The organism is Streptomyces sp. GL_140, assembly GCF_057834465.1.
Map to the genome: position 1 here is coordinate 8,338,830 of NZ_CM174404.1, position 13,769 is coordinate 8,352,598.

13 protein-coding genes and 3 pseudogenes are annotated in these 13,769 nt (G+C 67.2%); 11 read left to right on the forward strand and 5 right to left on the reverse strand.

Annotated elements, in window-relative coordinates; all coding sequences use genetic code 11:
• Nucleotides 1-96 precede the first annotated feature (96 nt).
• From AC3IYJ_RS38325 to AC3IYJ_RS38350, 6 genes are read left to right on the forward strand one after another with little or no spacing between them, the layout of a single operon-like run.
• Nucleotides 97-1,974: a WD40 repeat domain-containing protein gene (locus AC3IYJ_RS38325; protein WP_489399117.1), complete on the forward strand. Its 1,878-nt coding sequence runs from the start codon at nucleotides 97-99 to the stop codon at nucleotides 1,972-1,974.
• Between the two features lie 12 nt (nucleotides 1,975-1,986).
• On the forward strand, nucleotides 1,987-3,267 hold the full coding sequence (locus AC3IYJ_RS38330) for an MFS transporter (protein ID WP_489399118.1): 1,281 nt from the start codon (nucleotides 1,987-1,989) through the stop codon (nucleotides 3,265-3,267).
• Between the two features lie 21 nt (nucleotides 3,268-3,288).
• Complete coding sequence (locus AC3IYJ_RS38335) at nucleotides 3,289-5,154, forward strand: WD40 repeat domain-containing protein (RefSeq protein WP_489399119.1); 1,866 nt, start codon at nucleotides 3,289-3,291, stop codon at nucleotides 5,152-5,154.
• Nucleotides 5,151-5,795, forward strand: coding sequence for a GTP cyclohydrolase II (ribA, locus tag AC3IYJ_RS38340; RefSeq protein WP_489399120.1), 645 nt, complete (start codon nucleotides 5,151-5,153; stop codon nucleotides 5,793-5,795). Before AC3IYJ_RS38335 ends, ribA begins: the two co-directional genes overlap by 4 nt.
• On the forward strand, nucleotides 5,792-6,778 hold the full coding sequence (locus AC3IYJ_RS38345; RefSeq protein WP_489399121.1) for a formylglycine-generating enzyme family protein: 987 nt from the start codon (nucleotides 5,792-5,794) through the stop codon (nucleotides 6,776-6,778). The genes ribA and AC3IYJ_RS38345 overlap by 4 nt, the downstream gene beginning before the upstream one ends.
• Complete coding sequence (locus AC3IYJ_RS38350; RefSeq protein ID WP_489399122.1) at nucleotides 6,699-7,142, forward strand: DEAD/DEAH box helicase family protein; 444 nt, start codon at nucleotides 6,699-6,701, stop codon at nucleotides 7,140-7,142. Before AC3IYJ_RS38345 ends, AC3IYJ_RS38350 begins: the two co-directional genes overlap by 80 nt.
• Here the strand turns inward: AC3IYJ_RS38350 and AC3IYJ_RS38355 are convergent.
• From AC3IYJ_RS38355 to AC3IYJ_RS38370, 4 genes and pseudogenes are all read right to left on the reverse strand, one after another.
• Nucleotides 7,121-7,900, reverse strand: coding sequence for an amidohydrolase family protein (locus AC3IYJ_RS38355; protein ID WP_489399123.1), 780 nt, complete (start codon nucleotides 7,898-7,900; stop codon nucleotides 7,121-7,123). The two genes, AC3IYJ_RS38350 and AC3IYJ_RS38355, sit on opposite strands and share 22 nt — an antisense overlap.
• Before the next feature lie 443 nt (nucleotides 7,901-8,343).
• Nucleotides 8,344-8,657: pseudogene (locus AC3IYJ_RS38360) on the reverse strand (hypothetical protein); the annotation flags it as partial.
• Nucleotides 8,658-8,848: 191 nt separating this feature from the next.
• Entirely contained in the window at nucleotides 8,849-10,300 is a 1,452-nt protein-coding gene (locus tag AC3IYJ_RS38365) for an amino acid permease (RefSeq protein ID WP_489399124.1), read from the reverse strand.
• Nucleotides 10,301-10,847: 547 nt separating this feature from the next.
• Complete coding sequence (locus tag AC3IYJ_RS38370; RefSeq protein WP_489399125.1) at nucleotides 10,848-10,994, reverse strand: hypothetical protein; 147 nt, start codon at nucleotides 10,992-10,994, stop codon at nucleotides 10,848-10,850.
• A 218-nt stretch (nucleotides 10,995-11,212) separates the two neighbouring features.
• Between AC3IYJ_RS38370 and AC3IYJ_RS38375 the strand changes: the two genes are divergently transcribed.
• Together AC3IYJ_RS38375 and AC3IYJ_RS38380 are read left to right on the forward strand one after the other, a co-directional pair.
• The gene (locus tag AC3IYJ_RS38375) at nucleotides 11,213-11,713 is read left to right on the forward strand and encodes an allene oxide cyclase barrel-like domain-containing protein (RefSeq protein ID WP_489399126.1); all 501 of its coding nucleotides are present in this window, start codon (nucleotides 11,213-11,215) and stop codon (nucleotides 11,711-11,713) included.
• 112 nt (nucleotides 11,714-11,825) lie between these two features.
• Nucleotides 11,826-11,969 (forward strand): annotated as a pseudogene (locus tag AC3IYJ_RS38380) (transposase); the annotation flags it as partial.
• 437 nt (nucleotides 11,970-12,406) lie between these two features.
• On the opposite strand, the pseudogene AC3IYJ_RS38385 reads toward AC3IYJ_RS38380, so the two are convergent.
• Nucleotides 12,407-12,526: pseudogene (locus AC3IYJ_RS38385) on the reverse strand (MerR family transcriptional regulator); the annotation flags it as partial.
• Nucleotides 12,527-12,608: 82 nt separating this feature from the next.
• On the opposite strand from AC3IYJ_RS38385, the gene AC3IYJ_RS38390 reads away from it, so the two are divergent.
• The 3 genes from AC3IYJ_RS38390 to AC3IYJ_RS38400 all read left to right on the forward strand — a co-directional run bounded on the left by AC3IYJ_RS38390 (nucleotide 12,609) and on the right by AC3IYJ_RS38400 (nucleotide 13,458).
• Nucleotides 12,609-12,803, forward strand: coding sequence for an IS3 family transposase (locus tag AC3IYJ_RS38390; RefSeq protein WP_489399127.1), 195 nt, complete (start codon nucleotides 12,609-12,611; stop codon nucleotides 12,801-12,803).
• A 168-nt stretch (nucleotides 12,804-12,971) separates the two neighbouring features.
• Entirely contained in the window at nucleotides 12,972-13,226 is a 255-nt protein-coding gene (locus AC3IYJ_RS38395; protein WP_489399128.1) for a hypothetical protein, read from the forward strand.
• A gap of 7 nt (nucleotides 13,227-13,233) precedes the next feature.
• Nucleotides 13,234-13,458: a hypothetical protein gene (locus AC3IYJ_RS38400; protein ID WP_489399129.1), complete on the forward strand. Its 225-nt coding sequence runs from the start codon at nucleotides 13,234-13,236 to the stop codon at nucleotides 13,456-13,458.
• Nucleotides 13,459-13,769 lie beyond the last annotated feature (311 nt).

Here is a 13,769-nt window from a genome sequence, read left to right on the forward strand (position 1 = left end):
GATAACAGCCGGCCGGGCTGTCGCATTCGGCAGAAAATATAGAGAACACGTTATTTGAAGGGCAGGAAGGCCGCAGTGAAGCTGACGGACCGCGTGATGCGCATTTTGTATGTCGAAGGCTCGGGGCTGCTCGTCTCGGACTCTTTCGGCCGCGTCCACCTGCTCGACGAGGAACTGAACGTGATCCGGTCCTCGCCCCGGGTGCGCGAGGGCCGGCCGCTCTACGGGCTGACGGTGGCGGACGGCTGGGTGATCGGCAAGGACCGGATGGGTGCCGTGCTGCGCTGGTCCCTCGATACACTCGACCTGCTCAACCGCCTGGATCCGGCTGCCGTGTGCGACCCCGCGACCCTGCTCGAAGGCGAGGAGCCGTCCCCGGTCAGCTCCCGCGGGATCGGAGTGTGGGGCGGCAGGGTGTTCGTCACCAGCGGTTACCACCACCAGATGCTGGTCATCGATCTGGCAAGCTTCGATGTGTTGGAGATTCGGCCGAACATCTGCGGAAGCAGTCCGATGGAATGGGCCTCCACGGATCACCCGACGCGCCATGCGGTATCCGACAAGGAGGGGAATCTCCGGTTCGGGAGCTTCGCCGATCTGCAATTCCCGGACCATGTCAAACTGGACGACGGGAATATCCACCGGGTCCGCTACGACGCCCGGCACGACCGGTTCTGGTGCACCCAGGACTTCGGGGAGGGGGAGAACGCGGACGTCGCGAACGGTGTGGTCACCGTTTCGCTCGACGGTATCCGGGAGAATGAATTCCTCTTTGCCCGCGACGATGTCGAGTTCGTGGCCTTCTCGCCGGACTTCGACCGGGCCTACTCGGGTGGTTTCGACGGCGAACTGTACATTTTCGACAATTCTGACCGTGAGCTGCGTGCGGAACGCATGGTCTCCGGCTTCTCCCACCAGCTCAGCGATATCACGGTGAGCCCGGCGGGCGATGTCTTCGTGCTCTGTCAGGACGGCGAGATCACCCAGCTCACGGCGGACGGCACGTTCGTACGGGCCATGGGGTTTCCCCGGCAAGCGGTCTGGGACATCCAGCCCTCCGCCGAGGACCCGTCCGTTCTCTACTGCGCCACGGACTCCGGTGTGGCAGTTGCCGAAGTGCGCCAGAGCGTGAGCGGACCGACCCTGCACTTCGTCGAGGACCATGAGACGGACCTCGGCTTCACCCGGCGGATCGCCGCCGTCGACGGCGGCTGGCTGGGCGTCAGCCGTGACCGCACGGTCTTCAGGGCCCGGCGGGGCGGGGAGGTCACCTGGAGCCGGCACCTGCCCGAGGCGCTGCTGCACACCGTAGCGGTCTCCCCGGACGGCACCCGGGCCCTGGTCGCCGGCAACGCGGGCGCGGTGGAACTCGAAACCGTCGGCGGAGAGGTCGTCTCGACCCTGGGCGTGGACGGGCTTCCCGTATGGGCGACCGCCTACCTGCCGGACGGCAGTCGGGTGCTCGCGACCCGCAACGGCATCGTCGCAGTCTTCGGCGCGGAGGGCCGCGAACCGGTATGGCGGCTGGACCAGGGTGAGTACCCCAAGCGCATGTGGGCACAGGACGGATACCTCTACGTCGTCGGCGATGGCGGTGTGAAGGAGATTGCCGTCGGGCAGGGTGTGACCCGGGTGTGGACCGAACTCGCGTCGAACACCACCGAGAACGCCACCGTCAGTGACGGCATGGTCTGTGCCAGCTCGTACGGGATGCAGGTGATCGCCTACACCTACGAGGACGGCGAGCTCGTAGGGTTCATGGAGGACCTGCCCGACTATCCCAAGGCCCTGCGCATCCTGCGCGACACAGCCGGGAATCCGCTCCTACTCGTCGGCTGCCGCACCGGGTTGCTGTCCCTGTACCGGATGGACAAGCCCGCCGAGGACGGTACCTTCGCCAAACTGGAGGACCGCTGGCTCCCGCGCAGGGCTGCCCGATTCACCCTGAATTACCACGACACCGTGGTCGGCTGAGACGGTGCTCGTATGACATCACAAGCCCATGCCGACCAGCCGAGCGCACCCTGGAGGGACCGCCGCTTCCTGGTCTTCGCCACCGGCAACTTCCTCAACAACCTCGGCGAATCGGCGTACAAGGTGGGGCTCCCGCTCTTCGTGTACGAGCTCACCGGCTCGCTCCTGACCATGTCGCTGCTCGCGGCACTGGGCCCGGCGATGCTGCTGCTCAGCCCGTGGATGGGCGCGGTGGTCGACCGCTGGGGGCCTCGCGTCTTCGTCGTCCCGGGTCTGCTGCTGCAACTCGCCGCCGCGGTACTGCTCAACCTCACCGTGTTCTCCGGGCACTCCTCCACGGCGGCGCTGTTCTGTCTGGCGGCGCTCGTCCAACTGGGCGGCGAGATGTACCGGGCGGGGTGGATCACCGGGGTGCCCGGAATGTTCCCGAACAACGCGGCCCGTTCGCGTGCCGTCCTCAGCAGTCTGTTCGTGACCTCCAACATCGTGGGCCCGCTGCTCGTCGCAGCGGGCGTCGGGCTCATCGGATACCTCGGGCTGATGTGGTTCAACGCGGCCACATTCCTGGCACCGATCGCCGTGTGGCTGATCGGCATCCATCCGCCGGCGCGGAAGCGCGGTCCGGCAGCGGGGGTGGGCCCCCGGCCAAGCCTGGTGCGCGACATCCTGGACGGCTGGCAGGTCGTGCGGGCCGAAAAGCGGGTGCTGTACGTACAGCTGACCTCGCTTCCGCTGCACTTCGCGGGCGGTGTAGGAGTCCTGGCGTTCATGGTCTTCTACCTGCGCGACCACTGGGGTATGCCCGCGACGGAGGTGAGCGCGGTACAGGCCGTCGCGAACGTCGGTGCACTCGCCGGAAGTGTCTACATCGCGGCCAGGGCCCGTACCCGTCCCCGGGTCGTGCTGGCCCTGTCGGCCGTCGTCATGACGGCGGCGCTGTTCGCCATGGCCCTGCCCTCTCCCTGGATCGTCGTGGTCTGCATGGCAGCCTTCTTCACCACGAGGTCGGCCATGACGGCAGTCACCTCGATGATCATCATCAAGTACCTGCCGACCGAGTTCGTCGGAAGGGCCGAAGGCCTGTTCAACCTCATGAGCGGGGCCCCGATCCTGCTGGCGCCGCTGCTGATCCCGCTGGTGCAGCGGACATGGGGCAGCACTGCCGTCCTGCTGTTCCTGGGTCTGGCCGCCGGTCTGTCACTGATCTGCCTCATCCGTTTCTGGCCGCACTGGAGCGATGCGGACGCCACCGAACCGACCAGCCCCGCGAACGCCGACCCGGTCGTCAAGTAGCCGAACAGCAAGGGACCGACCATGCGCACCATCAACCTGCCCGCCGGCCCGATCGGCCACGCCGCCCCGGTCACTCACGTGGCGCTCCGTGCCGACGGCGTACGCCTGGCGAGCTGTTCCTACGACGGAACCGTCCTGATCTGGGACACCTCGGAGCCCGCGAAGCCCCGGCAGCTGTCCCAGCTCCGGCACCGGCGCCTGGTCAACGCTGCCGCGTGGAACCCTTCCGCCCCGGGGTTGCTGGCGACCGCCTCGGCGGACAAGACCGTCGGTGTGTGGCGGATATCGGAGGAGGGGCGGGGCGAACTGATCAACGTCCTTGCCCGGCACACCGACGACATCAACTCCGTGGCCTGGATGCCCGATGGGGAGCGCCTCATCTGCGTGTCCGAGGACGGACGCGCCACTTTGTGGGACGCACTGAGCGGAGCGTTCCTGTCCGAGGTCGGCTCACACACCGCGCACTGCATGGCGGTATCGGTGAGCGCCGACGGCCTGGTCGCCACGGTCGGCGAGGACGGCATGGTGGCGGTGACCCGCCCCGGTACCGACGGGGACTCCGCCGTACGGCACTACGACTCCTCGATCGAGGGGTGCGCCTGGTCCCATTCGGGTGAGATCCTGGCTGTGGCCCGGGATGACGGTTCGGTCGATCTGCTGACGCGGCGGCTGGAGCACCTGCGGACGCTGGAGGTGTCCGAGGCCGCGGCCCGTGCGGTCGGCTGGGCCGAGGACGACGCCTCGCTCGTCGTGGGCGCGTACGACGGCGCGCTGCACTTCTTCGACGTCGCGGGGGAGCGCACTCACCGCGTCTACGACGCCAGGGTCTGGCCGCGCTCGGTCTCCGTGGCGCGCGGCATTGTGGCCGCTGGGAGTTTCTGGGACGGCCCGCACCTGTACGCGCTCGCCGACGCCGCCGAGATCGCCGGACCGGCCGCGGCGAATCACGGCCCCAACGCGATGGCCGTCAGTGAAGGGGAGCTGTTCATCGGCTGCGATTCGGGGACGGTGTTCGCGGTGACGCCCGTCGGCCTGGCCGGCCGGCCACGGGTACGAGCCCTCGCGATGACAGACGGCCCGGTCCTCTCGCTCGCCGCCCGTGACGGCGCGGTCCACGCCGGTACCTACTCGGGCCACGTGATCACCCTGCGGGGCGGCCACCGGACCGTCAGCGAGCAGCTCGGCGCCCCGCTGCCCTCTCTGTGCTTCGACGGCGACTCGCTCCTGGCCGGCACGTACAACGGCGAAGTGGTCGTGCTCGATCCGCTGACCCTCACCGTCAAGGACCGGCGCATCGCGCACGGCGGCTCGGTGAAATCCCTGACCGCGCTGGACGACGGCTTCCTGTCCGCGTCCACGGACCGCACGGTCGCAGCAGGCACTGTCCACGAACGCGACACCCTCTGGGAGCACGGCAATCTGGTGAACGCCGTGGCGGTGCTCAAGGGGCAGGTGGTGGCAAGTGCCTCCCGCGACCACACCGTCAAGGTCGGCCGGATCGCGGCGGCCGGAGGCGCCACCTGGCGGACCCGGTCGGTCCAGACCCTCCTCGGGCCGGACGAATCGGTCAAGTGCGTGAGCATACTGGGGGACTGTGACGCCCCGGTGGTGCTCGCCGGATCGTATGACTTCGGCCTGTACCTGTGGGATGTCGATTGGGACTCCACAGCTCAGACACTGGCCTCGGGCCGGGTGCTGAGCGAGTTCGCCCAGGGACTTTCGTGCATGGCGCAGCTTGACAGCAGGCGCGCCGTGGTCGCGGGTTGGGACGGCCGGATCCTGGTCGTCGGCATTGGCGCGGACGGCACGGTAGGCATCCAGCAGGACTGGCACATCGACCAATTGGCCGCCCTGGCCAGCAGTCGCGAGGAGGTCATGACAGCATGAACGTTTCCCCCACCCGGAACCCGGCAGTGGCTCTTCCCTCCGTGACGGTGCGCGCGCAGGTAGGTGTGACGCTCGCCCGGGCCGAGGGCCGCAGGGCCGAACTGGTCACCTTCTCCGGGCTGTCGGACCCAGGCGAGCACTTTGCCATCGTCGTGCCTGGACAAGGGAACGAGGTGCCCCTCGTCCGCGTGCACAGCGAATGCCTCACCGGGGACGTCCTCGGCTCGGCGCGCTGTGACTGCGGTACACAGCTCGACGAGGCCCTGCAGCGGATCGCGGTGGAGGGCGGTGTTGTGCTGTATCTCCGTCAGGAGGGTCGCGGCATCGGTCTCTACAACAAGCTCGACGCCTACCTCCTGCAGGACCAGGGCGCGGACACCTTCGAGGCGAACCAGCTGATCGGGCGGGAGCCGGACGAACGTGACTACGGAGTCGCGAGCGCCATGCTCCGCGCCCTGGGCACTGAACGCGTCCGGCTGCTCACCAACAACCCTGACAAGGTCGCTCAGTTGCGGCGGGACGGCGTCGACGTGGTGTCGGTCATCCCCACGGGTGTCCGGGTGACCCCGGAGAACGCCCGCTATCTGGAGGCCAAAGCGCTGCGCGGCGGCCACACCATCGCGGTGGGAGGGGCGAAGTGAAGCTGTCCGACGTGGCCGACTCCCCGCACTTCAGGGAGCACGCCGCCCTCGCGTCGGCCTCCGTGGTGCGGCCGACGCCGGAGGCCGCGCAGGCCCTTGCCGCGCTCGGGCCGGACGGGCTGGCCGCCCGAGTGGAGGACCCAGCCGTGCCGTTGCCCGAGCGGCTCGTGGCAGGCGGGATCCTGGCCCTGACCGGTGATCCGCGGATCGACGCGTTGGCCCCAACTGTCTGCGCCGTGCCGGGCGGCAGGGTGGAGATCGGCCTGCGGCCGGAAGCCGTCGAGGCCGTCGTGGCCGACTGGGCGGACGTAGGGGTGGTCCGGTCCTGGATCGACAAAGAGACACCGGCCCATACTGTGGAGCTGGAGGACTTCTGGATCGCCAAGTATCCCGTGACCAACGGTGAGTACCGGGACTTCCTGGAGGACACCGGCCGGGAAGGGCGGCCGAGCCACTGGTACCTCGGCGCGTACCCGTACGAGCGCAGCAACCATCCGGTGGCCGGGCTGAGCCCCGAGGACGCCGACGCCTACGCCGCCTGGCTCGGCGAACGCTCCGGGCATCCGTGGCGGCTGCCGACGGAGGCGGAGTGGGAGCACGCGGCGAAGGGACCGGATGGGCGCGAGTTCCCCTGGGGGGCCACCTTCGGCCCGCACGCGGCCAACACCCGTGAGACGGGCATCCACACCACCTCACCGGTCGGTGCCTTCCCGGCCGGTCGTTCCCCGTACGGCGTCTGCGACATGGGCGGCAACGTTGAGGAGTATGTGGCGGACTTGTACGTCCCGTACCCAGGAGGCCCGTACGTCGTCGACCACCTGGTCGAGACGATGGGCGGGTACCGGGTCGCCCGGGGCGGCAGTTTCTCGAGATTCGGCGACCTCACCCGCACCCGCCGCCGACATGGGGCCTTCCCTGGGCCGCTCTACCCGGTGGGCTTCCGGCTGGCGACGAGCGAGCAGCCGGCCGGCCGAGCGGGCTGAAGGGTCTGGTCAAAAGAACGGCGTAACTCAGGCTTTGGAGTTTCTGGCGTGCTGCGGAGAGTCAGCCGAACCCGGTCAGCGCGCCACGGAGGATACGGGGATAGCCAACGAACGCCGTCCTCACCAGCGTCAAGCAGTGGACGCGGTACTGCACGCACTGGAAATGCCAGCACAGCCACCAATCCCTGCCCGAGGTCTGCGCACACAGGTGATCATGGCGACCGGGTCCGGAAAGACCCGTGTCGCGGTCCGCGGCGCGCAGGAGCTCCAGGCCGGCCGTGTGCTGGTGCTCGGGGTCCGCGGTGCGCTCAGGGTGACCCCGGAGGCGAGGGCAGAGGAGAGTCACCGCGCAGATGTCCTGTAGAGGGATGCGGCGTTGTCGTGCAGTACCGCCCGGATGAGTGAGGGGTCGACGCTTGCCAGGGTGTCGACGAGCAGGCCCAGATCGCTGTCGGCGAACGGCAGCCGTGCGCGAGTGGAGGGCAGATCGGTCCCGAACATCAGAGCGTGCGGGTTGGCCTTAGCGAGGGCCCCGACGGCTTTGGGAACGTCGAGCTCGACCCTGCCGAACCCGGTTGCTTTCACCCTGACACCCTGCTCGGCCAGGCGCAGGAGGTGGGGCAGGCCCTCCTCCGACAGTCCCAGGTGGTCGATACTCACGGCCGGCAGGGCCGTGAGGACCGGCGCCAGATCGGGCAGGTCCCCGGAGTCGAGGTACAGCTCCACGTGCCAGCCGGCGAGCTCGAAGACGCGCCGGGCGAGCGAGTCGAGGTGCGCGAGGCTCTCCGAGCCCCCTCTGCGCACATTGAACCGCAACGCCCGCACACCACCCTGGTCGAGCCGTAGCACTTCCTCGTCGGTGACGGTGGCCGGTAGCTGGGTGACACCGACGAATCCTGGCCCGAGCAGTCGTAGGGCATCGAGCAGGTACTCCTGGTCGAAGCCCTGAAACGAACCCGACACGACGCTGCCCCCTGCTATGCCCAGCGAAGCCGTCCGATGCCGGTAGTCCTCGACCGTGAAGAACGGCGGCAGGTAGCCGTTGTTCACGACGAGCGGGAAACGCGGATCGATGATGTGCATGTGGGCGTCGAACAACGGCGCCGATTCATTACGGTCCATGACCACACCCTACGATAAGAACCTTCTGCCCCACCCATGTGGGTCTGTCCTGTGTTGTCACGGTAAGAGAGTCTTGCTGGGATTGCAGTCGTGTTGTCGTCCATGTGCCCCTTGTTCCGGCGAGGTATGCGGTGGGGACTCCTTGCCACTTGACGGGGTCATGGACCAGGCCATGGGGAAGCCGGAGAGCGGGTCTTGACCTGAACGGCCTTGTCACGTTGTCGCTGGTTGATGGTGAGTCAGGGCATGCCGGGGGCCCGGTAGGGCCCGCTGTTCAGCCGGTGGCGGGCACACCGGCGGCGCTGGTGATCTGGTTCCAGATCGTAAATCCGACGGCCATTTCGAAGCGGTTGCGGGCGGCTGTCATGAGGTGGCGGTGGAGACGCAAGTGGGGTGAGATTCCGGTGAACACGGACAGGAACCGCTGCGCAGAGCTTCTGGACTCCCTGGATCTTGATGAACACCTCTTCAAGATGCGATTTGTCACCGGGCTGCGGGCGCCGCCGGCGCAACGCGTTGGCATAGGCCTGACCGAACTTCAGGCACCACCGAATGATGGTCTCGTTGGAGACGACGACTCCGCGCTCCAGCATCAGCTCCTCAACCACACGGAGACTGAGCGGGAAACGGAAGTACAGCCACACGCAGTGAAAGATCACCTCGACGGGATACGGTGATTCCTGTACGACGGCGCCCCGGACGACGTAACCGGCTCCCCTCCCGGACAGGGGTCAACCCGAAGGTCATCCCAGACCAGCGACCAGGGTGACAGTGCCGTGCCGAGACCTTCGGAAATCTCGTGGGACCGTCAAGGGTCAGTCCGGTACACACTGTCCACTTTCTCGTGGGACTTCACACGAACTCCCACCATCACCCTCGCTGCATGACCACCCAAAGAACCCCCATACCCGGCACCACGTCCTTGACGATGGCCCAGGCTTCGGCGGTTCAGCTGCGTTTGGCGAAGGCCGCCACATTCGGGTTCCTCGCCTTGAGGGCCGCGTACGAGATCCCGAGGATCAGGGCCCACAGCGGGGCGCAGTAAAGCGATATGCGGGCGTCCTTGTCGATGCCCATGAGCACGATGACCATGCCGATGAAGGCGAGCGAGAAGGCGCTGGCCCAGATGCCGCCGGGGGCTTTGAAAGGAGAGTGGGGGAGCTCCCCCCGGTCGGCCTTGAGGCGGTAGCGGATCTGGCAGATCAAGATGACGATCCAGGCCCACATGCCGGAGATGGTGGCGAAGGAGACCACATAGTTGAACGCCTCTCCGGGCCACTGGTAGTTGATCCAGACGCCGACCAGCATCAGTACGGCGGAGAAGGTGGTGCCCACCAGCGGGGTGCCGTTCTTGGTGAGTTTGATGAAGGACTTCGGGCCCTGGCCGTTGAGTGCGAGGTCGCGCAGCATTCGGCCGGTGGAGTACATGCCCGAGTTGCAGGAGGACAGGGCGGCGGTGAGGACGACGAAGTTGACGATGCCTGCGCCCGCTGCCAGGCCCATCTTCTCGAAGGCGGCGACGAAGGGGCTGACACCCGGCTGGAACTCGTGCCACGGGACGACCGACAGGATCATGACCAGCGCGCCGATGTAGAAGAGTGCGATCCGCCACGGCACGGTGTTGATCGCCTTGGGCAGGGTCTTCTCGGGGTCCTTGGACTCGCCGGCGGTGACGCCGACCAGTTCGACCGCCAGGAAGGCGAACATGACCACCTGCAAGGTCATCAGCGTGCTGCCGACACCGTGCGGGAAGAAGCCCCCGTCGTCCCACAGGTGGCTGACTGAGGCGGTGGCGCCGGCGTCGGAGAAACCGAGCGTGAGGATTCCAGCGCAGATCAGGATCATGCCAACGATCGCGGTGACCTTGACCATCGAGAACCAGAACTCCAGCTCGCCGAAGAGCTTCACGGAGATGAGATTCGCGCCGTACAGGATAATGGTGAAGGCCAGGGCGGATATCCACTGGGGGATGTGCCACCAGTACGTCATGTAGGTGGCTGCGGCAGCCACCTCGGTAATGCCGACGACGACGCCGAACAGCCAGTAGGTCCACCCGGTGACGAAGCCGGCGAAGGGGCCCATGAACTCTCGCGCGTACTCCGAGAACGAGCCTGACACGGGACGGTACATGAGTAACTCGCCCAGGGCGCGCATGATGAAGAAGATGACCAAGCCCGCGATGGCGTAAGCCAGGATCAGGCTGGGTCCGGCCTTGGAGATGCCCTTGCCTGCACCGAGGAAAAGGCCGGTGCCGATGGCTCCGCCGATCGCGATCATCTGGATCTGACGGGCGCCGAGGCCCCGCTGGTAGCCCTCGCGTTTGCCTGAAACGTGGGCCGTTCTGGGGGCTTCCTTGTCGGCAAGACGCTCTTCGAGTTTGTCAACTCGGACGGAAGTCATGATGCTGCGCCCTTCTTCATGCTGATCCGCTTGCTCGGTGGGCGAAGCACGGACCAGCTCCTGATCGCTCCGGATGTGGATGGAGTGCCACCAGCGGTGAGCTGGCTCAAGCGCCCCCTGAAGGCTTACCACGGCTCTTTGTGCGGATTCGGGGGTGATCGTGGTACACCTCAAGGAAAAATTCGGATAAATTGCCACTTTTCGTGCCGATCAAGAATGTTTTGGTAAAAATATCTTTGTCTACATGTTGATGGTCTGTGGGGCGCGGACCGGCGCGAGTCGCGGTGCCGACGTGCAGCGTCGGCCGAGATGGCGACGCGCCAAGCCCGTCGGCAACATTGGGCGAGCTGCGCCTGCTCGAGCTGCCTTCTGGCTCGCGATCCACACGGGTTTCACTGTCCACGACAGGTGTCGGGGACCAGTGAATCTGCGCACGCTTGGAATGGTCCAGCCGTCTGACGCGTAAATAACAGCAGGTCAGCGTGGTTGTGGGCAGGCCTGAGTGCCCGGTGGCTGTTGGGTCGCCGGGTTGTTGGTGCTGCCGCCGTCAGGCGGCGGTTTCCCTGGGGTTGAGGGTGACGGTGTAGCTGAGCTGGTTGAGCTGGGTGATGGCCCGGCGGGTGGCGCGTTCGGGGTCTGGCTGGGTGAAGTAGGTGCCGCCGAGTTCCCGGTAGGCGGCGTTGTCGGTGAGCATGTGCCAGATCGCGGTGGTGGGCGAGTGCAGCGTCGGGACGCCCGTGAATCAGCGCTGAGCGGGTACGGCGCTGACTTTGGTCCGACCGGCTGGTTGTGCCGGTGGTTCGGGCCGGGGTGCTCCGTGCGGCGGCGGAGTCGAGGTTATGAAGGGAATCGAACTGAATCGGATTGAAGTTCGCTATCCGGTCATTCCCGAACATCAACCTCAGGAGTCGCATGATGCGCCCCACTGGAGCGGCCTTCCTCGGCACGGCCACGCTGGTCACCCTCCTCGCCTGCACCCCCGTCGCGGCCGCCGCGACGGACACCGGTTCCGCCCAGGCCGGGGACAAGGGCCGGATCATCACCGTCCTGGCCGAGGTCCAGCAGCTGACCCGCTTCCCCGTCACCCCCGGAAGTGTTTCGCAGGGCGATGAGGTCGTCGTCCGCTCGGACCTCTTCGACGAGGCGCACAACAAGGTCGGCGAGACCCACGGCACCTGCACCACCACCCGGGGCGGCGCCGATGAAGCGGAGCAGTGCGTCGTGACCTACATCCTCCCGGGCGGCCAGCTCACCGTGCAGGGGATGTACTTCAACTACCTCGACCAGGGTCCCTTCGACAACGCGATCACCGGCGGCACCGGGAAGTACGAGAAGGCTCGCGGCTCGGTCCACTCCGACACGATCGCCACGGCCCCCAAGGTTGTGAGGCGCTTCACGATCCACCTCGTCTGACGGACCCCGACGTCCACCCCACCCTGGAATCCGGCCTTCTCCCCTCGCGTTGCACCATGGGAGACGGTCGTAGGAAGGGAAATGGGGGTCAAGGGGACGTCCAGAGCAGCTCACCCTTCAGATCGTCAAACGCACCGACGACGTGAGCGGGTTCGTGGTGCTTCCATGCAGGTGGGTGGTGGAGAGGACGCTGAGCTGGCTGATGCGCTCGCGGCGCCTTGCCCGGGACTACCAGACCCGGCTCGAAAGCAGGTAAGCCGCCGTCCTGTGGTCGATGACCATGCTCATGAGACGCCGCCTCGCCCGCCACCGGAGCCGAAACGTCACCCGGCAGCCCGCCTCGGCGTGAACCCCCTGGGACGCTCCTCGGCCAGCCAGCCCCGCTCCACTAGCCGCTTCACCCTCGACCGCACCCCCTCGACCTTCGCCAGGCATCGACTCCAGGCCCAGCCGCCCGGCCAACTCCCGCGCCCGCAGCCCGGCCCCGCCTGCCTCCGCCTCAAACACGCCCACCAGCCGTACCGGGTGGACTCCGTGTTCCGACGCGAAGCCGTCCCTGTCCGGTGAGGGGAAGGGCGGTGCGCCGGGTGCGCCGACGCTTCCGGGGCTGTCGACGGCGGTGGCCCGCGGGCATCTGTCGGGGTTGAAGGTTGCGGGTCGTGGGATGTGCCGAACTGGCGGCCCGCGGTCCGGAGCCGACAGGAGGCGGAGGCCGAGGTCTGCCGTGTTGAGGTCGGCGAGGCCGTGGTTGCGTTCGGCCCACCGGCCGTTGGCGAGGTCATCGCCGAGGCTACGCACCGCCCGATGCTCGGCCTTCCAGATACGCCTCCGGGGCCGGAGCCGAGGCCCGCGAGGCGAGGCGGCGGGCCGATGAGCCCTGGCCCACCAGACCACGGTGATCCATATCGCGTCCCGGCGGAACTACGGCGTCCCGCGCGTCACCGCCGAACTGCGCCGGCAGGGCCGGCCGGTCAACCGCAAGCGGGTGGCACGGGTCTTGCGGGAGAACGGCATCGCCGGGAACGGCCGGCGCACCGGCCGCCGCAGCCTGACCAAGGCCGACACCAAGGCTGCCCGTCGCCGGACCTGATCGGCCGATACTTCACCGCCGTCCGCCCCGGCATGAAGATCGTCGGGGACATCACTCGACGCCCTGGACATGGCCGCCGCACTGGGCCGCCTGGAACCCGGCTGCGTGATCCACAGCGACCGCGGATCGGAATACACATCGGCACAACGTCGCGACAGAATCAACGAGTTGGACCACTGGCAGAGCGTGGGACGGACCCGGGAGCTGCTTCGGCAACGCCGCCGCGGAGAGATTCTGGGCGTACTCGAAGAGGGGATCGGCACCCGCTTCTGGCCCGACCGGGCCACCGCCCGCGCCGACATCTTCGACTTCGTCGAGACCTTCTGCAACAGACGCCGCCTACGCAACCACATCCACTGGGACTACCTCACGCCCCACGAGACACGCCTGCGCTACCGACGAGACCGAGCCCTCGCGGCGTAACAACAACATGTTCAAGATCATGGGGAAACTTCACCCCGGCCCGCGGCCGAGCCGCCCCGTGGACATCGTGCCGGACGTGGGCTGGACCCTGCGACCCCATCCCGACACCCTGGGCCTGTCCATCATTGTGCCGCTCATCGTGCCCGAGCAGGACGGCGGGATCGGCGACAGCACGGTGCCATCGCGCCATCAGCGCTTCCCAGCCGATTTGTCGGGAGTCGTGCTCAGGTAACGCTCCACCCTCGAAGTACTCCTCGCCCTGCTCGAAGCGGGCGTCGAACAGAAGACACTCGCCGAAGCCCTGCAGGTCAACGCCAGCACCCTGAGCCAGCGCCTCAAGCGCGCCCGAACCAGCGTCTGCGCCGCCGACCGCTTTCTGCGTTGCAGCCATAGGTGTTGCGGGCAGTGCCGATGTCCGAACGCGCCAGGCTTCCAAAAGGGTGCAGATCGGGGCACTTAGGGGCGTTATGTGTGAGTGATTCCTTGGCCTGATATGTACCTCTTGTGAGGGTGGCATGCAACGATTTCGGCGTTCTGTCTGTG

Excerpts from the sequence above, each read along its gene's own strand:
- AC3IYJ_RS38400 (WP_489399129.1), top strand. The coding sequence starts at position 13,234 with ATGTTCAAGATCATGGGGAAACTTCACCCCGGCCCGCGGCCGAGCCGC.
- AC3IYJ_RS38375 (WP_489399126.1), top strand. The coding sequence starts at position 11,213 with ATGATGCGCCCCACTGGAGCGGCCTTCCTCGGCACGGCCACGCTGGTC.
- AC3IYJ_RS38370 (WP_489399125.1), bottom strand. The coding sequence starts at position 10,994 with ATGCTCACCGACAACGCCGCCTACCGGGAACTCGGCGGCACCTACTTC.
- AC3IYJ_RS38335 (WP_489399119.1), top strand. The coding sequence starts at position 3,289 with ATGCGCACCATCAACCTGCCCGCCGGCCCGATCGGCCACGCCGCCCCG.
- AC3IYJ_RS38355 (WP_489399123.1), bottom strand. The coding sequence starts at position 7,900 with ATGGACCGTAATGAATCGGCGCCGTTGTTCGACGCCCACATGCACATC.
- AC3IYJ_RS38325 (WP_489399117.1), top strand. The coding sequence starts at position 97 with ATGCGCATTTTGTATGTCGAAGGCTCGGGGCTGCTCGTCTCGGACTCT.
- AC3IYJ_RS38350 (WP_489399122.1), top strand. The coding sequence starts at position 6,699 with ATGGGGCCTTCCCTGGGCCGCTCTACCCGGTGGGCTTCCGGCTGGCGA.
- ribA (WP_489399120.1), top strand. The coding sequence starts at position 5,151 with ATGAACGTTTCCCCCACCCGGAACCCGGCAGTGGCTCTTCCCTCCGTG.
- AC3IYJ_RS38330 (WP_489399118.1), top strand. The coding sequence starts at position 1,987 with ATGACATCACAAGCCCATGCCGACCAGCCGAGCGCACCCTGGAGGGAC.
- AC3IYJ_RS38365 (WP_489399124.1), bottom strand. The coding sequence starts at position 10,300 with ATGACTTCCGTCCGAGTTGACAAACTCGAAGAGCGTCTTGCCGACAAG.